The organism is Methylobacterium sp. AC832, assembly GCF_979256025.1.
Genome location: NZ_CEEDMV010000003.1, coordinates 1 through 20,154, shown reverse-complemented (window position 1 = coordinate 20,154; position 20,154 = coordinate 1). Strand labels below are relative to the sequence as shown.

19 protein-coding genes and 1 pseudogene are annotated in these 20,154 nt (G+C 68.6%); 9 read left to right on the top strand and 11 right to left on the bottom strand.

Annotated features, from left to right (window positions below):
- Positions 1 to 10: 10 nt before the first annotated feature.
- From speG to apaG, 3 genes are all read right to left on the bottom strand, one after another.
- Complete coding sequence (gene speG / locus AC0IXR_RS11635; protein WP_207413469.1) at positions 11 to 595, bottom strand: spermidine N1-acetyltransferase; 585 nt, start codon at positions 593 to 595, stop codon at positions 11 to 13.
- Positions 592 to 1,767: an acetylornithine deacetylase gene (gene argE / locus AC0IXR_RS11630; RefSeq protein ID WP_471760816.1), complete on the bottom strand. Its 1,176-nt coding sequence runs from the start codon at positions 1,765 to 1,767 to the stop codon at positions 592 to 594. The genes speG and argE overlap by 4 nt, the downstream gene beginning before the upstream one ends.
- Before the next feature lie 108 nt (positions 1,768 to 1,875).
- On the bottom strand, positions 1,876 to 2,268 hold the full coding sequence (apaG, locus tag AC0IXR_RS11625) for a Co2+/Mg2+ efflux protein ApaG (RefSeq protein WP_018044100.1): 393 nt from the start codon (positions 2,266 to 2,268) through the stop codon (positions 1,876 to 1,878).
- A 131-nt stretch (positions 2,269 to 2,399) separates the two neighbouring features.
- Between apaG and AC0IXR_RS11620 the strand changes: the two genes are divergently transcribed.
- The gene (locus AC0IXR_RS11620) at positions 2,400 to 2,816 is read left to right on the top strand and encodes a hypothetical protein (protein ID WP_471760815.1); all 417 of its coding nucleotides are present in this window, start codon (positions 2,400 to 2,402) and stop codon (positions 2,814 to 2,816) included.
- Positions 2,817 to 2,917: 101 nt separating this feature from the next.
- Positions 2,918 to 4,063 (top strand): 2'-deoxycytidine 5'-triphosphate deaminase, encoded by a 1,146-nt coding sequence (locus AC0IXR_RS11615; RefSeq protein WP_471760814.1) that lies wholly within the window; start codon positions 2,918 to 2,920, stop codon positions 4,061 to 4,063.
- A gap of 98 nt (positions 4,064 to 4,161) precedes the next feature.
- Here the strand turns inward: AC0IXR_RS11615 and AC0IXR_RS11610 are convergent, their stop codons facing one another.
- From AC0IXR_RS11610 to AC0IXR_RS11595, 4 genes are all read right to left on the bottom strand, one after another.
- Positions 4,162 to 5,271: a hypothetical protein gene (locus tag AC0IXR_RS11610; RefSeq protein ID WP_471760813.1), complete on the bottom strand. Its 1,110-nt coding sequence runs from the start codon at positions 5,269 to 5,271 to the stop codon at positions 4,162 to 4,164.
- 277 nt (positions 5,272 to 5,548) lie between these two features.
- Positions 5,549 to 6,553: an Hsp33 family molecular chaperone gene (locus AC0IXR_RS11605; protein ID WP_207413463.1), complete on the bottom strand. Its 1,005-nt coding sequence runs from the start codon at positions 6,551 to 6,553 to the stop codon at positions 5,549 to 5,551.
- A gap of 393 nt (positions 6,554 to 6,946) precedes the next feature.
- Positions 6,947 to 7,891, bottom strand: coding sequence for an ornithine carbamoyltransferase (argF, locus tag AC0IXR_RS11600; protein WP_056427610.1), 945 nt, complete (start codon positions 7,889 to 7,891; stop codon positions 6,947 to 6,949).
- Positions 7,892 to 7,949: 58 nt separating this feature from the next.
- Positions 7,950 to 9,143 carry an acetylornithine transaminase gene (locus AC0IXR_RS11595; RefSeq protein ID WP_471760812.1) on the bottom strand — a complete coding sequence of 398 codons (1,194 nt, stop codon included), beginning with the start codon at positions 9,141 to 9,143 and terminating at the stop codon, positions 7,950 to 7,952.
- Between the two features lie 408 nt (positions 9,144 to 9,551).
- On the opposite strand from AC0IXR_RS11595, the gene AC0IXR_RS11590 reads away from it, so the two are divergent.
- From AC0IXR_RS11590 to AC0IXR_RS11570, 5 genes are all read left to right on the top strand, one after another.
- Positions 9,552 to 10,025 carry a RidA family protein gene (locus tag AC0IXR_RS11590; protein WP_056427607.1) on the top strand — a complete coding sequence of 158 codons (474 nt, stop codon included), beginning with the start codon at positions 9,552 to 9,554 and terminating at the stop codon, positions 10,023 to 10,025.
- On the top strand, positions 10,022 to 10,780 hold the full coding sequence (locus tag AC0IXR_RS11585; protein ID WP_471760811.1) for a glycerophosphodiester phosphodiesterase family protein: 759 nt from the start codon (positions 10,022 to 10,024) through the stop codon (positions 10,778 to 10,780). Before AC0IXR_RS11590 ends, AC0IXR_RS11585 begins: the two co-directional genes overlap by 4 nt.
- A gap of 110 nt (positions 10,781 to 10,890) precedes the next feature.
- Positions 10,891 to 12,150, top strand: a complete 1,260-nt coding sequence (locus tag AC0IXR_RS11580) for a GNAT family N-acetyltransferase (RefSeq protein WP_471760810.1) — start codon at positions 10,891 to 10,893, stop codon at positions 12,148 to 12,150.
- The gene (locus AC0IXR_RS11575; protein WP_056427595.1) at positions 12,147 to 13,307 is read left to right on the top strand and encodes a M20 aminoacylase family protein; all 1,161 of its coding nucleotides are present in this window, start codon (positions 12,147 to 12,149) and stop codon (positions 13,305 to 13,307) included. Before AC0IXR_RS11580 ends, AC0IXR_RS11575 begins: the two co-directional genes overlap by 4 nt.
- Positions 13,304 to 13,792, top strand: a complete 489-nt coding sequence (locus AC0IXR_RS11570; RefSeq protein ID WP_471760809.1) for a glutathione peroxidase — start codon at positions 13,304 to 13,306, stop codon at positions 13,790 to 13,792. Before AC0IXR_RS11575 ends, AC0IXR_RS11570 begins: the two co-directional genes overlap by 4 nt.
- 3 nt (positions 13,793 to 13,795) lie before the next feature.
- Here AC0IXR_RS11570 and AC0IXR_RS11565 read toward each other — a convergent pair whose 3' ends face one another.
- Positions 13,796 to 14,740: a cation diffusion facilitator family transporter gene (locus AC0IXR_RS11565; RefSeq protein ID WP_471760808.1), complete on the bottom strand. Its 945-nt coding sequence runs from the start codon at positions 14,738 to 14,740 to the stop codon at positions 13,796 to 13,798.
- Positions 14,741 to 14,853: 113 nt separating this feature from the next.
- Here AC0IXR_RS11565 and AC0IXR_RS11560 point away from each other — a divergent pair, with 113 nt between their 5' ends.
- Complete coding sequence (locus AC0IXR_RS11560) at positions 14,854 to 15,300, top strand: HIT family protein (RefSeq protein ID WP_471760807.1); 447 nt, start codon at positions 14,854 to 14,856, stop codon at positions 15,298 to 15,300.
- Positions 15,301 to 15,304: 4 nt separating this feature from the next.
- Here AC0IXR_RS11560 and AC0IXR_RS11555 read toward each other — a convergent pair whose 3' ends face one another.
- The 3 genes from AC0IXR_RS11555 to AC0IXR_RS11545 all read right to left on the bottom strand — a co-directional run bounded on the left by AC0IXR_RS11555 (position 15,305) and on the right by AC0IXR_RS11545 (position 18,144).
- Positions 15,305 to 15,700 carry a PilZ domain-containing protein gene (locus AC0IXR_RS11555; protein WP_471760806.1) on the bottom strand — a complete coding sequence of 132 codons (396 nt, stop codon included), beginning with the start codon at positions 15,698 to 15,700 and terminating at the stop codon, positions 15,305 to 15,307.
- 92 nt (positions 15,701 to 15,792) lie between these two features.
- Positions 15,793 to 16,020 (bottom strand): hypothetical protein, encoded by a 228-nt coding sequence (locus AC0IXR_RS11550; RefSeq protein ID WP_207413444.1) that lies wholly within the window; start codon positions 16,018 to 16,020, stop codon positions 15,793 to 15,795.
- Between the two features lie 66 nt (positions 16,021 to 16,086).
- The gene (locus tag AC0IXR_RS11545; protein WP_471760805.1) at positions 16,087 to 18,144 is read right to left on the bottom strand and encodes an NAD(+) synthase; all 2,058 of its coding nucleotides are present in this window, start codon (positions 18,142 to 18,144) and stop codon (positions 16,087 to 16,089) included.
- A gap of 286 nt (positions 18,145 to 18,430) precedes the next feature.
- Between AC0IXR_RS11545 and AC0IXR_RS11540 the strand changes: the two are divergent.
- Positions 18,431 to 20,154 (top strand): annotated as a pseudogene (locus AC0IXR_RS11540) (DNA translocase FtsK); the annotation flags it as partial.

The following is a 20,154-nucleotide window of genomic DNA, read 5'->3' as shown; positions in this document are numbered from 1 at the left end:
GGATCGACGGCTACGACTTCAGCACCGGCTCCGAAATATCGCCGCTGCCGCGTCGGGCGAGGTAGGCGGGCTGGAACAAGCACATCCGTACCGCGTCGCGATACTTGCCGTTGACGAAGAACTCGTCCTTCAGGATGCCTTCGGGCACGAAGCCGCAACGCTCGTAGATGCGGACGGCGCGGGCATTGTCCTTGTCCACGTGCAGGTAGAGCTTGTGGATGTTGAGGACGCTGAAGGCGTAATCCATGGCGATGCGGGTGGCGCGCGGGGCGTAGCCCTGGCCCTGGAAGGCCGGATGGATCGCGATCTGGAATTCGCAGCGCCGGTGCAGGTGGTTGATCTCCACCAACTCCACGAGGCCGGCCGGCGCGCCCTCCGAATTGGCGATGATGAAGCGCCGCTCGGTCTGGTTATGGATGTTGCGTTCGTAGAGCTGCGCCAGTTCGGCGAAGGACTCGTAGGCCTCCTCGAACCAGTAGCGCATGATGCTGTCGTTGTTGTTGAGCTGATGCACGAACATCAGGTCTTCGCGCTCCAGCGGGCGGAGCTTCACCGGGCCGTCGGCCGCGATGGTACGGGGAGCGAACTTGCTCATGGAGTTACGACGCATTCCGAGATGAGACGGCGCATGAACGCCTCGCCGGCCTCGAGGGCGGCAAGGGTGATGTACTCGTCCGGCTGGTGGGCCTGGTCGATGGAGCCGGGGCCGCAGACGACGGTGGGTATGCCCGCCTTCTGGAAGCGTCCCGCCTCGGTGGCGTAGGAGACGGAGATGGTGTGGTTGCGACCCGCCACCCGCAAGGCCAGCCGCTCGGCCTCCGAGCCCGGCTCGGGGGCGAGGCCCGGCACCGCCACCTCTTCGACGGTCTCGATCCGCCCGTAATCGCCGTAGCGGTTGAGCCGGTCCTTCAGCACCGTCTCGACCTTGGCCGCGAACAGGGCCGGGATCTCGGCCATGTCGAGATCGGGCAGGCCGCGGAACTCCCAGTGGAAGGTGCAGACCTTGGGCAGGATGTTGCGCGCCGTCCCACCGGAGATCGTGCCCACATGCACGGTGGTGGAGGGCGGGTCGAAGCGTCCCGATACGTCACCGCGCTCGATCATCGCGTCGGCGATGCGGTTCAATTCGGAGACGAGCTCGGCCGCCGCCATCACCGCATTGGCGCCGAGCATGGGCTTGGCGGAATGCGCCTCGTGGCCGTGGACGGTGGTGAAATAGGTGACGATGCTCTTATGGGCGTCGGCTACGTCGAGATCGGTAGGCTCGCCCACGATCACCGCCCCCGGCCGGGGGAGATCCTTGCCGAACCAGGCGATGGTGTCGGCGACGCCGAGACACGTGGTCTCCTCGTCGTAGGAAAGCAGGATGTGGATCGGCCGCTTGAGGTCGGCGGCGAGCATGTCCGGGACGGCTGCCAGCGCCAGGGCGCAGAAGCCCTTCATGTCCACGGAGCCGCGCCCGTAGGCCCGCCCATCGGCGACCCGCAGGGTGAAAGGATCGGTGGTCCAGGCCTGTCCCGTCACCGGCACCACGTCGGTATGGCCGGACAGGACGATGCCGCCATCCATCTTCGGGCCGATCGTGGCGAAGATCGCCGCCTTGTCGCCCGCTTCATTGGGGATGCGCACATGGCTCACGCCCCAGCCGTCGAGATAGGCGCAGACGCTGTCGATGAGCGCGAGGTTGGAGCGCGAACTCTCCGTGTCGAAGGCGACGAGGCGCGCCAGCAGGTCGAGCGTGCTCAACCGTTCTCCGCCACCCGACATCGGCCTAAGCAGGTTTCGCAAAAGTTGGCCCCCGGTTTTGTGGCAAAAACCTGCGTCAGGGCAAAAACCGAAGCAGGGTGAAGCGTTGGCCTGCCAACGTGAACCTGCTTAGTGGACGCTGCGGCGGACGTGCGGCGAATCGAGGGAGAAGGCGGGGATCTCGGCCTCGAAGCTCTCACCAGCGGTGGTGGACATGGTGTAGCTGCCGGCCATCAGGCCGTCGGGCGTGGTGAGCGGGCAACCGCTGGTATAGCTGAACGACTCGCCGGGGCCGAGAACGGGCTGCTTGCCGACGACGCCGGCGCCGCGCACCTCCTGGGTCTCGCCGCGCCCATCGACGATGCGCCAGTGGCGCGAACGCAGCTGGACCTGCTCGGAGCCGTTATTCACGATCTCGACGGTGTAGGCGAAGAAATACCGGCTTTCGTCGGGGGAGGATTCCTCCTCGACGAAGCGGGGCTGGACGGTCACGCTGATGCCGCGCGTCTGGGCCTTGTACATCGCCTTCAAAGCCTCCCGTACCGTCGCCCACCCGAAGCGACATAGCCTTTTCGCCGTGGTACGTCCCGGGCGAAATTGCGTCAATCGTGCTGAATGCGGGATAGCCCGCTCCAATCGGAAGGTCGTGTCCCGTGGTCGAGGAGACCCTCTCGCACCGGCCGGCGCCGTCTCCAGGCCGTGCGGTTCTCGCCAGCCTCGCGATCGCGGGTCTCGCCGGTGCCTTCGCCTTCACCATGCCGGAGCGGAACGGCTGGCCGGCCCTGGCCCTGGGCGGCGCGCTCCTGCTCGACGGTCTCGCCCTGCTGGCGGGCGCACTCCTGGCCCGACGCGGCCCCGCGCCCCGAATCGCCGGCTTGCCGTCCGTGGTTCTCGCCTTCGGCCCGGCGGCAGGCCTCGGGGCCGTGCTCTTCGCCGTCGTGCTCCTACTGTGGCCCGCAGGCTTTCCGCCGTTGGCCAGCGCGCTGGCGGGCCTGATCGCCATGGGGGCCATCGCCCGTCTGGTGGTCGCCTGGATCGTGTTGCGGATCGGCAGGGACGAGGAGGGTTAAGGGACCCTTAGAGGATACGCGAGAGACTGTGCGAAACCATGCGGCAGTCGCGATCCCCAGCCGGGGGCGGTGGCCCAGTTCGGAGCGGGCGACGCGAGACCATGCCGGATACCAAGCAGGACACGGCACGACCGGGCCCCTCTCCTTCTGCAAGCCCGCCTTCTATAAGCTCGCGTTCCGGCGGCATCCTGGCCGCGCAGGGCATCCAGGCTTTGCATGCGGCCGGTGCCATTCTCCCCGAAACCCCTTTCGCGGTGGATCAGGTCCAGCCGGCCAGCCTCGACCTGCGCCTGGGGTCTCGCGCTTTCCGGGTCCGCACGAGTTTCCTGCCCGGTAGCCGGCCGGTCTCGGCCTGTATCGAGGCCTTCGCCCTTCACGAGATCGACCTGACGCGGGGTGCGGTGCTGGAGACCGGCTGCGTCTACATCGCCGAATTGCAGGAGACGCTGGCGCTTCCGGCGGACGTGGCGGCCAGCGCCAATCCGAAAAGCTCCACCGGCCGCATCGACGTATTCACCCGCGTCATCACCGACCGGGGCCAGGCTTTCGATCAGGTCGAGGCGGGCTACCAGGGCCGGCTCTATGCCGAAATCTCGCCCCGCACCTTCCCGGTCCGCGTCCGCACCGGCTCACGCCTGTCGCAAATCCGCTTCCGTCGCGGTGAGCCGCGCCTGTCCGATGCCGAACTCGCTGCGCTGCATACGGCGACCCCTCTGGTCGCTTCGGCCAACCCGTCCTTCCAGGGCGGCATCGCCGTCTCGGTGGACCTCGCCGGGTTCGAAGGGCTCATCGGTTATCGCGCCAAGCGCCATACCGGCCTCGTCGATGTGGACGCGCCGGGCCGGCACGCCATCGCGGAGTTCTGGGAGCCGCTGGCCGCCGACGGCTCGGGCGCGCTGATCCTCGATCCCGGCCAATTCTACATCCTCGCCTCCAAGGAAGCGGTGCAGGTGCCGCCGGATTTCGCCGCCGAAATGGTGCCGTTCGATCCGCTGGTGGGTGAATTCCGGGTCCATTACGCCGGCTTCTTCGACCCCGGCTTCGGCTTTGCCGCCGCGGGCGGCGCCGGGGCGCGGGCCGTGCTGGAAGTGCGCTCGCGCGATGTGCCCTTCCTGCTGGAGGACGGCCAGATCGTCGGCCGCCTCGTCTACGAGCGCATGGCCGAGCGGCCCGCCACTCTCTACGGCACGGATGCCGGGTCGAACTATCAGGCCCAGGGGCTGAAACTGTCGAAGCACTTCGTCTGAGACGGCCACCGGCCGAAAGCCGGTCACGAGGAAAGGGGAGGCGTCACGATGTGACCCCTCCCCATCGCCGTCATACTATCGTCGGAGGCGCGTGCGGATCAGTTGCGTCCGCCCGGCATGCCCCCCTCGCTTCTGCCCCCCTCGCCTCTGCCGCGCTCCGCGCCACCGCTCCGGCCGTTCATGCCGGCCGGCTTCATGGCACCGTTGTCGCCGCGCTCGGCCGCGTTGCGGATGCCGCCCTCCTGGCCGCCCGCCTGGCCACCTTCGCGGCCGGCATTGCGCATGCCGCCGCGCTCGGTCTCGTTCCGCTGCATGCCGACCGTACGATCGGCCTCGCCGCCACGATTGCCGTCGCGACGCATGCCGCCTTCGCTACGCACCGTCGCGCGGCCGGACACCCGCTCCTCGCCGCCGCGGTAGCGCTCGGTGGTGCGGCCGCTCACCGAAACGCTGTCACGACCGCTCCGCGCGGTGGTGATGGTGAGACGCCGATATTCGGGTGAGCCGTAGACAACGCGCTGGCCGCGGATGACCACGTAGCGCCCGCCGGATCGACGCGAACCCGTCTGGTGAATCGTGACGAGGCGCCGATATTCCGGCGAGCCGTAGACGACGCGCTGACCCCGGATCGTCACGAAGCGCCGGCGGCCGTTCTGGACATAACGATCCCCGCCCCGGCGCTCGACGACCACGAGCCGGCGGTATTGCGGCGATCCGTAGACGACCCTCTGCCCGCGAATCGTCACGTACCGGCCGGAACGCTGGCCCCCGTCGAAGCGGCCGCTGACGCGGGTCGTGTTCCGCTCGATGCTGCGGCTCTCTCTCACCTCGTTCCGGTCGCGGCTCATGCGTCCCTCGGACTCGGTCCGCATCGACCGGCCCTCGTCGCGCATGCCCTGACGGTCTCCGCCGTCCCGCCCGCCCTGGCGGGTCATGTCCTGGTTCCGTGATTCGCGCCCGGCCGAATCGCGGCTGGAGGATTCCTGTCGCGCCGAGCTCGCGTCGCGGCTTTCCGTTGCGCGCTGCGCCCCGCCCCGTTCGGCATTCGCGGCCCCGCCGCGACCGCCCTGCCCGCTCTCGACGCTTTCGCGCGCGCCGGCGCCTGCCGATCCCGCGCCTGTACCGGTCGATCCCCCGACTGCCGCGCCTTGCGCGAAGACAGATGTCGAGAACAGTAATGCTGCAAGACCCAGTCCGAATTTCGTCATGGACGTTTCTCCCATAGCTTTCGAGCCATCGAAACGTCGAACGTGGCAAAACCGTTCACTCGGTTTAGCGAGTGATCGAGCGCCTTACGTGGTTTGCCCCCTCTGCAGCCGATGATTTCACGAGCGCATGATTGAGATCGGCCGGCGAATATTGATGATCCCCGGAATGCGCCCAAGCTTTGCTGTGGCGAAGGTTCGTGTTTGGCTGCCGGGCTGCGCACAGTCCCGGCTTGCCGTCCATGGATGAGCCGAGGAGCCACCCCCGTCGGCGGGTGCCTCAGGCGGGATCGTCGATCCCGGCCTCGACCTCGGCCGGGTCGATGTCGTAGCGCCGCGAGCAGAACTCGCAGGTGATGCCGATGCGGCCATCTTCCGCGACCATGTCGCGGCGTTCCTGCGGGGCGAAGGAGCGGATCATGCCGAGGACGCGCTCCGGTGAGCACCGGCAGCGCTCGTGGATGCCCTGCGCTTCGAACACCCGCACGCCGCGCTCGTGGAAGAGCCGGTAAAGCAACCGTTCGGAGGAGACCTCCGGATCGACCAGCTCGTGGTCCTCCACCGTGTTGACGAGGCTGCGCGCCTCCACCCAGGCATCGTCCTCCCGGACCTCGCCCTCGCCGAGATGGGCATGGCCCTCGGGTATGTCGCCCGGGGGGAGGTCGGCCAACCGCGCGCGGTCGATGGATTGGGGCAGGAACTGAACCAGCAGTCCGCCGGCGCGGTAGCTGTTGGTGCCGTTGGCGAATTGCTCGGCCACGGCGAGGCGAACCTGGGTCGGAATCTGCTCGGATTGCCGGAAATACTGGTGCGCCGCCTCTTCGAGACTCTGCCCTTCGAGCGCGACGACGCCCTGGTAACGGCTAAAATCGTTGCCCTGGTCGATGGTCATCGCGAGATGCCCCTGCCCGATCAGGTCCGCGCTCTTGAGCGGGGTGGTCCCCAGCGCCTTCACCCGCTCCGCGTCGAACCGCGCCGTCGCGCGCAGACGGTCGGGCGCCTCGAAATCGACCACGATCATTTCGACCGGGCCGTCGCTCTTGGTCTGGAACTGGAAACGGCCCTCGAATTTCAGGGACGAGCCCAGAAGCACGGTGAGCGCCGCTGCCTCACCCAGCAGCCGCGCCACCGGGTCGGGATAGCCATGGCGGCGCAGGATGGTGTCGACGCTGGGCCCGAGCCGCACGACGCGGCCGCGCACGTCGAGTGCCTCCACCGAGAACGGCAGGGCGACGTCGTCCGCGCCCTCGATGACGGTCGGGGAAATCTCGTGTCCGGAGGTCATGGCCTCTCCATGTCTTTTGTCCATCCGGTTCGCGGACCGAACGGAATGGCTCGATTCTCGATCTCATCCTGAGGCGCCGTAGCAAAGCGAAGGCCTCGAAGGAGGCCTCCAGTTCGGGCGACGAACACTGGAAACCTCCTTCGAGGCCGCTTCGCGGCACCTCAGGATGAGGTCGCGCTGGGGATGAGCAACGCTGTGCGGATCGCGACTGTCTGCATCGTGGAGTATGGCACGCAACCGCCGACCGTGCGTCCAAGACCGAATATAGGGATGAGCCCGCCGTTTCACACGGCCTTCAGCCCCGCGCGAACACCACATCCGTCACCGGCGCGATCGGGAATTCTCGACCGGGACCGTCGTCAGCCGATATGGGCAAGCCGCCCGCTCAGTGCCTCACGCCCCCAGGCACCACGCCAGGATGCCCTTCTGCGCATGCAGGCGGTTCTCGGCTTCGTCGAACACCACCGAGCGGGGACCGTCCATGATCTCGGCCGTCACTTCCTCGCCGCGATGGGCGGGGAGGCAATGCATGAAGATCGCGTCGTCCTTGGCTGCCGCCATCAGCTTGGCATTCACCTGATAGGGCGAGAGCAGGTTGTGGCGGTAATGCTCGTCGTCGTCGCCCATCGAGACCCAGCAATCGGTGACGACGGCATCGGCGCCGTCCACCGCCTCGAAGGCGTCGGTAGTGACGTTGATGCGCGCGCCCTCCTGCTTCGCCCAGGCGAGCAGGGCGGGAGGCGTCGAGAGTTCGAGGGGGGCGGCGATGTTGAGGGTGAAGTCGAACCGCGCCGCCGCGTGGACCCAGGAGGCCAGCACGTTGTTGGCGTCGCCCGACCAGGCGATGGTGCGCCCCTGGATCGGCCCGCGATGCTCCTCAAAGGTCAGCACGTCCGCCATGATCTGGCAGGGATGCGAGACCTTGGTGAGGGCGTTGATCACCGGGACCTCGGCATATTCGGCCAGTTCCAGCATCAGGTCGTGGTCGAGGATGCGGATCATGATCGCGTCGATGTAGCGCGACAGCACACGGGCGGTATCGCCCACGGTCTCGCCCCGGCCGAGCTGCATCTCGCTGCCCGTCAGCATCAGCGTCTCGCCGCCGAGTTCACGCATGGCGACGTCGAACGAGACCCGGGTGCGGGTCGAGGGCCGGTCGAACACCATCGCCAGCATCTTGCCCGTCAGCGGACGATCGGCCGCGACCTCTCCCTTGCGGCGGCGTGCCTTCATCGCAGCGGCGGAATCCAGCACGGAGCGCAGGGCCTCGCCGGAGAAATCCTTGAGGTCGAGGAAGTGGCGGGGCCCGGTTGCGGCCCCGTTGGTGTGGGAATTCATAGGTCCGTTCTTCGTATCGTGCGTCGGGACATCTCGTGCGGGATGGACGGCCTGTCGGTTACTCGGCGGCGCCGCGCATCTGGACTTGGAGACGACCCGCCGTGGCGTCGATTCGCTTCACCGCCTCGGCCACATCCGCCTCGGAGATGATGAGCGGCGGCAAGAGCCGGACCACATTGTCGCCGGCGGGGATCACCAGCAGGTGTTCGTCGCGCGCGGCCGCCGTGAAGGCGGTGTTGGGCACGTCGAGCTTGAGGCCGAGGATCAGCGCGGTTCCGCGAATCTCGGTGATAACCCCGGGATGGCGGTCCATGACCGAGGCGAGCTGCTGCTTCAGCAGCAGGCCCATGCGCTGGACATGGTCTAGGAAGCCCTCCGCCAGGACCACGTCGAGCACGGCGTTGCCCACGGCCATGGCGAGGGGGTTGCCGCCGAAGGTGGTGCCGTGGCTGCCCGCCGTCATGCCGCGCGCGGCCTCCGACGTGGCGAGGCAGACGCCGAGCGGGAAGCCGCCGCCGATGCCCTTGGCCGCGCTCATGATGTCGGGGGTCACCCCCGACCATTCATGGGCGAACAGCCGGCCGGTGCGGCCGACGCCGGTCTGAACCTCGTCCATGATCAGGAGCAGGCCGTGCTCGTCGCAGAGCGCCCGAAGGTCGCGCAGCATCTCCGGCGGCACCGTGCGGATGCCGCCCTCCCCCTGGATCGGCTCGATCATCAGGGCGGCGGTCTCGGGGCCGATGGCGGCGAGCAGGGCCTCACGGTCGCCGAAGGGCACCTGGTCGAACCCGTCCACCTTCGGGCCGAACCCGTCGATGTATTTCTGCTGGCCGCCGGCCGCGATGGTCGCCAGCGTCCGTCCGTGGAACGCGCCCTCGAAGGTGACGATGCGGAACCGCTCGGGTTGGCCGCCGGCCGCATGGTACTTGCGCGCCATCTTGATGGCGGCTTCGTTGGCCTCGGCACCGGAATTGGCGAAGAAGGCCACGTCGGCGAAGGTCGCGTCCACCAGCCGCCGGCCGAGGCGTTCGCCCCCGGGAATCTCGAACAGGTTCGAGGTGTGCCACAGCTTCTGCGCCTGGGTGGTCAGGGCCTCCACGAGATGCGGATGCGCATGGCCGAGGGCGTTGACCGCGATGCCGGCACCGAAATCGAGATATCGCTTGCCGTCATGCGCTACGAGCCAAGCACCCTCTCCACGCTCGAAAGCGATCGGAGCCCGGGCATAGGTCGGCAGAAGAGCGGATGTCACGATCCCGACTTCCCGTTCGTCAAAGCGGGCACGCGAGGAGCGCCACCGCACCAAATGAAAGTGCCGCCTCGAATCCGGGCGGCACGGCTGCGATTACTAGAGAATTGCCCCGTTATGTCAATGATGTGGGGTGTTCACAGGACCGACACGCCTTGTGGTTAGGCTGTAGCGACGGGCGCCGGTAACGGCGCGTGCGATCGGGTCCGGTCCATGTCCGGGGCGCTTGGCCCGGTGCTCGAGCTTGGCACTTGCGAGCTTGGCACTTGGCTGCCCCTTTGGTCGACCACTCGGCCGGACGCCAGCGGGTTGCGCGAGATGGCGCGATCATGCTCAGTCCCGCCGCATGCATTCGGGAACGCCCGTCGCCTTCACGGCGATATCCCGGCCAGCTTTGAGGAAAGACGACGGATGAGCACGGTCAAGGAACGCCTGGAAACCCTCGGTCTGGTCCTGCCCAAGGCGGCCTCCCCCGTTGCGAATTACGTGCCGTTCATCCGCACCGGCAACCTCGTCATCATTTCCGGCCAGATCTGCTTCGGCGCGGACGGAAAGCTCGCCGATGCCCACAAGGGCAAGCTCGGCGGCGAGGTCTCGCCCGAACAGGGCATCGCAGCGGCACGGCTTTGTGGGCTGAACGTGCTGGCGCAGCTGCAAGCCGCCATCGGCGATCTCGACCACGGCGTCGTTCAGTGCCTCAGGCTCGGCGGCTTCATCAACGCCGTTCCGACCTTCGCGGGCCTTGCCGGGATCATGAACGGAGCCTCCGACCTGATGGTGGAGATCCTCGGTGATCGTGGCCGGCACACCCGCGCGACAGTGGGCGTCGCCGAACTCCCCCTCGACGCCGCCGTCGAGGTCGAGGCGATGTTCGAGGTGAAATGACGGTGGGGTCGAACGCCCCTGCCTGGCTGACGGCCAGGCCGATCGCCCATCGGGGTTTGCACGACCGCGCGGCGGGCATCCCCGAGAACACCCTGGCGGCGGCGCGGGCCGCCATCGCCGGAGGCTACGCGATCGAGTGCGACGTGCAGATCAGCGCCGATGGCGAGGCCATGGTGTTCCACGACGAGGCGTTGGGGCGCCTCACCGGCGCCGTCGCCCTCGTGTCCGAGACACGGACGGACGCCCTCCAGTCCCTGGCGTTTGCCGGCTCCTCCGAGACGATCCCCACCCTGCCCGACACCCTCGCGGCCATCGCCGGCCGGGTGCCCCTCGTGGTCGAGGTCAAGTCGCGCTTTACCGGCGACCTTCGCCTGGTCGAGCGCGTGGCCGCCATCGTCGCGGAGTATGACGGGCCGGTGGCGGTGAAGTCCTTCGACCCGGCCCTGATCGAGGCCTTCGCCGGCCTCGCGCCTCGGATCCCGCGCGGGATCGTGGGCGAGACCAGCCAGGACGATCCGGCCTATGCGCTGATGACGGAGAGCCTGCGGCATTCGCTCGCCAACCTGCTTCATCTGGAGGCGAGCCGCCCCGACTTCCTGTCCTGGCGGGTGGATGACCTGCCCTGCGCCGCCACCTTCCTCAGTCGCCATCTCGGCCGGATGCCGGTGATGACCTGGACGGTGCGCAACCCCGACCAGCGCCAGCGTGCGCACGAGCATGCCGACCAGATGGTGTTCGAGGGGTTCAGGCCGTAATCGTCCGGGACGGCGACGGATCGTCGTCGGCCCGCTGAAACCGCGGGCCTGCGACGGCCGTGCTCGTCACTCGCGCTTGTCCCCTCGCCCGGCAGGGTTAGATTGCGGTGATGGAAAAGACCGGACCGGCATCAGAGGATGCGCTGGACCCTGCGCCGATGCTGCAGGTCCGCGCCATCACGGGCCTCGCCCAGATCCCCGCTGCGCAATGGGATGCCTGCGCCACGTCGCCCGAGACCCTGTCGGCGGGCGACGAGACCCACAATCCGTTCGTCTCCCATGCCTTCCTGTCGGCACTGGAAGATTCCGGCTGCGTCTCGCGCAAGACCGGCTGGCTGCCGCTCCATGTGGCGGTGGAGCGTGAGGGGGAACTCGTCGGGGTCGCACCGTGCTATCTGAAATCCCACAGCCAGGGCGAGTACGTGTTCGACCATGGCTGGGCCGACGCCTATGAGCGGGCCGGCGGCGCCTATTATCCCAAGCTCCAGGTCAGCGTACCGTTCACGCCCGTCACCGGCCCGCGCTTCCTGATCGCCCCGGGGCAGGATGTGGACGAGGCCGCCTCCGCCCTCATCGCCGGATTGCGTGCCCTCCGGGCGGAGACCAAGGCCTCCTCGATCCATGTCACCTTCATGCGCGAGCGCGAGTGGGAGCAGGCCGGGGAGGTCGGGATGCTCCAGCGGGTCGACCAGCAGTTTCACTGGTCCAACGAGGGCTATGCCGGGTTCGAGGATTTCCTCGGTGCCCTGGCCTCGCGCAAGCGCAAGGCGATCCGGCGCGAGCGCCGCGACGCCCTGAGCCAGGGCATCACCATCGAGCACGTCACCGGGGCCGACCTGACCCCGGCGCATTGGGAAGCGTTCTACGAGTTCTACTCGGATACCGGCGCGCGCAAATGGGGCCGGCCCTATCTCAACCGCACGTTCTTCGGCCTGCTCGGCGAGCGCATGCCGGAGCGCGTCCTGCTGGTGATGGCCAAGCGCGAGGGACGCTACATCGCCGGTGCGATCAACCTCATCGGCGACGTCGCGCTCTATGGCCGGAACTGGGGCTGCAACGAGGACCACCCGTTCCTGCATTTCGAGGTCTGCTACTATCAGGCCATCGATTTCGCGATCCGGCGCGGCCTCAAGCGCGTCGAGGCCGGTGCGCAGGGAGAGCACAAGCTTGCCCGTGGCTACGCCCCGGTGCTGATGCATTCGGCGCACGACATCGCCGATCCCGCCCTGCGCCGGGCCATCGCCGACTATCTCCGCCGCGAGCGCGAGCATGTCGTCGAGGCGGCCTCGGTGCTCGGCGAGATGACGCCCTTCCGCCGGGACGGCACGAATCCCGCTCCCGAGCCGTCCGATCACGAGGAGACCCGATGAGCCCGATCGACCGTATCCGATCCTTCGCCGACGACCTCACGGCGATCCGCCGGGACATCCACGCCCATCCCGAGATCGGCTTCGAGGAGGTGCGCACCTCGAACCTCGTGGCCGAGCAGCTGCAGAGCTACGGCATCGAGGTCCATCGCGGGCTCGGCGGTACCGGCGTGGTCGGCGTGCTGCAGGGGCGCTCGGCCAAGGGGCGCCGTATCGGGTTGCGGGCGGAGATGGATGCGCTGCCGATCGAGGAGGAGACCAACCTCCCTCACCGCTCGACCATTCCGGGTAAGATGCACGCCTGCGGTCATGACGGCCACACCACCATGCTGCTCGGCGCGGCTCGCTACCTCGCCGAGACGCGGGATTTCGACGGCACCGCCCTGTTCGTGTTCCAGCCGGCGGAGGAAGGGCTCGGCGGCGCCCGCGCCATGCTGGCCGACGGGTTGTTCGAGCGCTTCCCCTGCGACGAGATCTACGGGCTCCACAACACCCCCAGCGGCCCGCACGGCAAGCTCAAGATCAGGCCCGGCCCGATGATGGCGGCGGCGGACTTCTTCGATATCCGCATCACCGGGCGCGGCGCCCACGCGGCGGAACCGCATCGCGGTCTCGATTCCATCGTGGCGGCCTCTGCCCTGGTCCAGGCGCTGCAATCCATCGTCTCGCGCAATGCCGACCCTCTGAAGAGCGCCGTGCTTTCCGTGACCCAGATCCATGCGGGGGCGGCCTATAACGTCATTCCTGAGGGTGCCCATCTCGCCGGCACGGTGCGGACCTTCGATGCGGGCGTGCGCGCGCTCGTCTCGCGCCGCATCCGCGAGGTCGCGCAGGGCATCGCCCTGGCCCACGGAGTCGAGATCGGGGTGGAGATCCGCGACACGTTCTCGGTGCTGGAGAACAGCGCCGCCCATGCCGCTGCGGCGGCCGAGATCGCCCGCGAGATCTTCGGGGCCGCGAGCGTCGACGACGACGCGGTGCCGCGCATGGGCAGCGAGGATTTCGCCGACATGCTGATGGTGGTGCCGGGGGCCTATGCCTGGATCGGCGGGACGCCGGGGCCGGGCCTGCATAACGCGGCCTTCGATTTCGACGACAGCATCATCCCCCTGGGCAGCTCCTACCTCGCCCGCCTCGTCGAGAAGCGCACCGCCGCATGACCAGCCTGTTCGATTTCGCCCCCAAGGCCGCCGACGGCACGCCCTATCCCCTCGACCAGCATCGGGGGCAGGTCGTGCTCGTGGTCAACACCGCCTCGAAATGCGGCTTCACCCCGCAATACGAGGGGCTGGAAGCGCTCTGGCGTAAGCACCGCGAGGAAGGGCTCGTGGTGCTCGGTTTCCCCTGCAACCAGTTCGGCGCCCAGGAGCCGGGCGATGCCGGGGAGATCGCGCAGTTCTGCAGCCTGACCTATGATGTCAGTTTCCCCGTCCTGGCCAAGGTGGAGGTGAACGGCTCCGGCACCGACCCGGTCTTCGCCCATCTGAAGCAGGAGAAGCCCGGCCTTCTCGGCACCAAGGGCATCAAATGGAACTTCACCAAGTTCCTCGTCGGCCGCGACGGCAAGGTCATCGGCCGCTACCCGCCCACCGCCAAGCCCGCGGATCTCGAAGGCGACATCGCGAAGGCCCTGGCCGGGCACTGAGCCTTAGGCGGCGGAGTCCTTCGCCTGGATCTCGATGAAGACCCGTTTCACCGCCGGGTTGCGTGCCTTCAGCCGGGCATCGAGGCGGCCGACCATCGCCTCGACCTCGCCGGCCTTGAGGTCGTCCTCCATGTCGAGGCTGACATTCACCAGGATGTCGGAGGGGCCGAGATGCTGGGTCAGCACCGCGTTGACGTGGCGGACGCCCGGCTCCGTCCACACCGTTTCCTCGATCGCCGCCACGGTCTCGGGGGCGGCCGCCTCGCCGACGAGGAGGCCGTGCGTCTCGATCATCAGGAACAGCGCCATCCCGATCAGGATCGCGCCGATGCCGATGGACGACCAGCCGTCGAGGGCGGGCATCTGCAGCCATTCGGCGAGGATCACGCCTGCCAGCGCGACCGTCAGACCGAGAAGAGCGGCGACATCTTCGATCAGCACGGTGAACAGGGCGGGGTCCTTGCTCCGGCGGATCGCGGTGATCGCCTCGCGGTCGCCCTTCTCGGCCCAGAACGCCTTGAGGGCGACGGCGCAGGAATAGCCCTCCGCCAGCACCGCGAAGCCGAGGATCGAGAGGTTGACCCAGAAGCCCGGAATGGTGCGGCCGAAGATCACCGCGTCGGCGGAGGCCTCCGGGTAATGGATCTTGTGGATGCCCTCGTAGACCGCGAAGGCGCCGCCGCCGAGGAAGATGAACAGCGCGACGATGAAGGCGTAGAAATAGACCTCCCGCCCATAGCCGAAAGGAAAGCGCGCATCGGCCGGTTTCTTGGCCCGTGACAGGCCGACGAGGAGGAGGATCTGGTTGGCGGTGTCCACCAGCGAATGCACGCCCTCCGCCAGCATGGCCGAGGAACCGGTGAAGAAGGCGCCCATGAACTTCGCCGCCGCGATGGCGAGGTTGGCCCCTGCGGCGGTGTAGATCGCGCCGTTGCTCTCATGCGCCATGCCGGCGAAACTCTCATCGAAGGGACGATCCCCTCGCCGTGGACGCCGGGGGCCAGTCTGTGCAAGGTCCGGCCGGAAAACCGCAGACGCACATCCGCGATGGAGACCGGCCCATGCCCTCAAACGTCGAAGCTGCGCAGTATGATCCCGACAACGTCTTCGCGAAGATCCTGCGGGGCAAGATTCCCGCCCACAAGGTCTACGAGGACGAGCACACCCTCGCCTTCATGGATGTGATGCCCCAGGGGCCGGGCCATACCCTGGTCATCCCCAAGGCCCCGGCGCGCGGACTGCTCGATGCCGACCCGGATTCCCTTGCCGCCACCGTCAGAACTGTGCAGCGCGTCGCCCGCGCGGTGAAGACGGCCTTCGCGGCCGACGGCCTGACGGTCTTCCAGTACAACGAGCCCGCCGGCGGACAGACGGTGTTCCACCTCCACATCCACATCGTGCCGCGCTTCGACGGCGTGGCGCTGGGCCGGCATACGGGGGGGATGGCCGACAGCGATCTCCTCGGCATCCACGCGGCGCAGATCCGGGCGGCCCTCGACGCGGCGTGAACGATCAGGCGACGCTGGCAGTCGCCGGCGTCGCGGCGATCAGCCGGCGCAGGGCGGCGTTCTCGGCTTCGAGTTCGGCGATGCGACGGATCAGGGCCAGCATCGCGGCCGGATCGGCCTGGGACGGCGGAACCGGAGCGGCGGCTGTGGTCTCGTCCGCGAAGGCGACGCCGATGCCGTCGGCGCGGCGCCAGCGCAGATTCGCCTTATAGGTCCGCTCTTTCTGGGGGATGAAGAGGTCGAACATCTCCGGAAGGGTCGCGGTCTCCGTCAGCGCGAGGCGCGCACCGGTCGCGGACATGTCGCGGACGAGGCAATCCATGCTCGACGCGCCGTTGTTGAAGATGATGCGGCCCTTGAGGAACGTCCTCTGCCGCGCTTCCTTTCGATTGTCCGACATGACGGCCGGTCTCCGGCTCCGCTTGGTGCGACCGGCGGGACACTCGCATGGGGCCCCTTAAGGAATGATCGCCGCGGCGAGGGCGCACCCGTTCAGTTGAAGCGCCGGTCCATGGTCTCGAACAGGTAGAAGCCGTTGAAGCGCACCGCCGTGGTCGCGGCCCGTTCATCGAAATCGGCCGGTGCCTCGGCTTCGTCGCTCAGCCGTCCGCTGAACGCCCAGTTCCGTGCGCTCAGAAAGCTCGGAACGGCACGGCACTCCGGTACCGCGCAGCACAGGCCGCTGACGGACTTCAGGCAGAACACGTTGTAGCTTTGCATCGGTCGGTCTCCGACTGGCCACCCCGACTCAGCCGATAGTGCCATAATCGGACCGGACTATGTCGATCAGTTTTCGGGGACGTTGCGGGCGAGCTCGTCGAGCCAGATCCGGGCATTGCCGTCGGAGGGTGCGCGCCAGTCGCCGCGCGGAGAGAGCGAGCCCCCGGCCGCCACTTTCGGGCCGTTGGGCATGGCCGAGCGCTTGAACTGGCTGAAGCCGAAGAAGCGCTGCAAGAACACGCCGAGCCAGGCGCGGATCTCCGGCAGCGCATAGGCCTGACGCTTGCCCTCGGGAAAGTCCGGTGGCCATGCGCCACGCTCCGCATCCCCCCAGGCATGGAGGGAGAGGAAGGCGATCTTCGACGGTTTGAAGCCGTAGCGCAGGGTGTAGAACAGGTTGAAATCCTGCAGCGCGTAGGGGCCGATCTTGGCCTCCGTGCTCTGGGGCGAGCCGCCCTCCTCCGTGGGTACGAGTTCGGGCGAGATCTCGGTGGCGAGGATCGCCTGCAGGGTGACGTTGGCGCCCTCGCCGATCTGGCCGCTGGCGATGACCCAGCGGATCAGGTGCTGGATCAGCGTCTTGGGCACCCCGGAATTCACCCCGTAATGGCTCATCTGGTCGCCGACGCCGTAGGTGCACCAGCCGAGCGCCAGTTCCGACAGGTCGCCCGTGCCGATGACGATGCCGCCGTTCTGGTTTGCGAGCCGGAACAGGTAATCCGTCCGCAGCCCCGCCTGCACGTTCTCGAAGGTAACGTCGTAGACCGGCTCCCCCTGCCCGAACGGGTGGCCCATATCGGCGAGCATCTGCCGCGCCGCCGGCCGGATATCGATCTCCCCCGCCGTGGTGCCGAGGGCCGCCATCAGCGCGTGGGCATTGGCCTTGGTGGCGTCCGAGGTGGCGAAGCCCGGCAGGGTGTAGGCGAGGATGTCCGTCCGTGGGAGGCCGAGCCTGTCGAAGGCCTTGGCCACGACGATGAGGGCATGGGTCGAATCGAGGCCGCCCGAAATACCGATGACTGCTTTCTTCGTGCCGGTGGCGGCGAGACGCTGGGCGAGGCCCGCCACCTGGATGTTGTAGGCCTCGTAACAATCCTGGGCGAGGCGGCCGATATCGGCCGGCACGAAGGGGAAGCGCTCCACCCGGCGCATCAGACCGAGATCGCTGGAGGGCGGATCGAGCCGGAGGCGGATCGTGCGGTAGGACAGCCCGCGCCCGCGCGCATTGTCGTCGAAGCTTCCGGTCTGGAGCCGCTCCTGGGCCAGGAGATCGAGGTCGATATCGGCCAGCGTCGCCACCGGACCGGCGGCGAAGCGCTCGCCCTCGGCGAGGCGGATGCCGACCTCGTCGATGCTGGTCTGGCCGTCCCAGGACAGGTCGGTGGTGGATTCGCCGAGGCCCGCCGCCGCGTAGACATAGGCGCAGGAGCAGCGCATCGAGGCCGACCGGGTGAGCATGGCCCGTGATTCCGCGCGCCCCACGGTGATCGGGCTACCCGACAGGTTGGCGAGCACGGTGGCGCCGGCCAGGGCCGCCTCCGTGCCGGGGGAGGCGGGCACCCAGAGGTCCTCGCAGACCTCGATGCCGAGGGTGAAGCCGGGCAGGTCCTCGGCCGAAAAGAGCAGGTCCGGACCGAAGGGGACGACACCGCTGCCGAGGGTGATCGACTCGCCGAGAAGACCGGCGCCGGAGGCGAAATGGCGCTTCTCGTAGAATTCCCGGTAATTCGGCAGGTAGCTCTTGGGCACGACGCCGAGCACCCGGCCCCGGTGGATGGCGACCGCGCAATTGTAGATCCGGTGGCGCCAGCGCAGGGGCGCGCCGACGACGAGGATGGGGGTCAGCTCGGCCGAGGCGGCGGTGATGCGAATGAGTGCCGTCTCCACTGCGTCGAGGAGGGTCGCCTGCAGCAGCAGGTCCTCGATGGAATAGGCCGAGACGCAGAGTTCCGGGAACACGGCGAGGACCGCTCCCGCTCGATGGCATTCCTCGGCGAGCGACAGAATTCCATCGGCATTGCTCTCCGGGTCGGCCGGATGGCTCCGCCCGGCACAGGCCGCCACACGGGCGAAACCGTGACGATAGAGGGACTTGAAGGCGGTTCTTCGTGTCGTTTCGGCCAAGGGGCAGGGGGCCTCTAGCGAGTGTGACGCACTATCTGCATGGCGCGGGGACGGACCGGCAGGGTCGCCGAAGGAAACCCGTGTGATCCGAAGCGCTTCATTGGGTTCCCTAACCTAACCGGTTACGCGCCGGGGCTCCAGGGGGAGGCGGCGTCGCGTTCCCTCGGCAATCCGACACTTCGCGGGATACGGGCAAGCGTCTGTTAACGACGTTGGCCCTAGCTTGGGGAAGAACCGCTCCTGTCGAGGACGCGGACCGGTACCCTACGAGTCAATTCAGAGCATCATGCGCGCATCGGGACGGCCTCCCTATTCTCATCGTGATCCCTCTCGGCCCGGACGCGGTGGTGACCGCCCCGGCCTGACCTTGGGCGCCCTCGCGCACAGGCTGATCAGCCTGCGCGCAAGCCTGACCCGGCGCCTCGCCGGACCGCCCCAGCGCCCGAGCCTGGTCTCGCCGCGCCCGGCGCAATCCTGGCTCACGGCCCCCCGGGACATGGTGCACGACGCCCCTGCTCCCCAGGCCCAGCCTTGGTTGGAGCAGGGCAAATGGGCCGAGGCGCAGGCCTGGCCGGACCACGTCTTCGACGACCGCGCCACAACCGATCTCGCCCGCTCCTCGGGCATCGCGGCCATGGACTCGACCGGCGAGAGCCGGATCGACCACGGCGCATCGAGCCCGCGCGTGCTGATCCGTTCGCCGCGTCGTCCCGCCTCCATCACCCCGGAGGGCTACGACGCGCCGGCCCATTCCGCGCCCGAGCAGGATGCCCCGGCGGTACGCTACACCCGCACTCCGGATCCGGTGCTGCAGGAGCGTCGCCAGCGGGCGCTCGATGCCGAGCGCCTGGCGCAGGAGGAGCAGGTCCGCGCCGCGCGGCAGGCCGAGGACGAGGCACGGCAGGCCGCCGAACGCGCCGCCTTCGCCGCCGCGGAAGCGGAGCGTGCCGCCCGGGAGGCGGCCGAGGCCGCGCTTCTCGCCGCGATTCCCCCCGAGCCGCCGCCTCCCCTGTGGCGCCAGCCCTATACCCCGCCGCCCGGAGTGCGCTTCTTCCGCTCGCCCGATCGCCGCCCGCAGGCCGTCCTCGCCGCCATCGTCGAGGAGCCGCTGCCCATCTCCGCATCGGTGAGCGAGCCGATCCTCGCCGCCGCGCCGACTCCCCTGCCCGTCGACCGCGATTGGACCGAGGTTCCGGACTGGGCCGCCATGCGCGCCTGGTTCGACGGCGAGGATTCGACGGCCGTCGAGACGTGGTCGGCAATCCAGGCCGATTCCGCCGAGGCTGTGGCTCCGTCCCTGTTGGAGGCTTCTCCCGTGCCGGAGATGTCTCCGGTGCCGGATCTCGCCCCGGTGAGCACGCAGGAGGACGAGACCTCACCCTTCATGGTCTCGCCGCCCGTGGACATCTCGCTTCTGCGCCCGCTGCCGCCCAGCCCCGTCTACGTCCTCGACCGGCTGATGCGGTTCGACCGCGGCGGCGCGCCCCTGCCCGCCAACGGCCAGGATAACGGCCAGTCCGCGCCCGTCAGGGACGAGCCGAGCCACGAGGACCGCGTCGCCGAAGTCGCCGAGGCGGCCACCCTGGCTCTCGTCATCGAGCAGACTGGGCCGGCCCCCCAGCGTTCGGTTGCCGTCTCGGCCATGGCCGCCCGCGCGGCGATCCGCCCGGCCCGCATGCCCGCCGCCCCGGTGGCGCAGGCTCCCGTGATGCAAGCTCCCGTGATGCAGCCCCCCGTCGCGGAAGCTCCCGTGATGGACGCCTCCGTCGCGCAAGCCACTCCGATGCAGGCCCCCTCCCCTGCCAGGGCCGCTCCGGTCTTCACGCCGCTGCCGCCGCGCCCGGTCCTGCTGCGCAACCCTAAGGCCGCCGCCCCGGCTCCGGAGCCCGAGCCTCAGGTGGCGGAAGCGCCGGCCGTCCCCGAAGCCGCCGCACCGGTCGAGATGGAGGAAGCCCCGGCTCCCGTCCTCGCCCTGCCGGCCCCGCCGCCCGCCCCGTCCCCGTCCCGCGC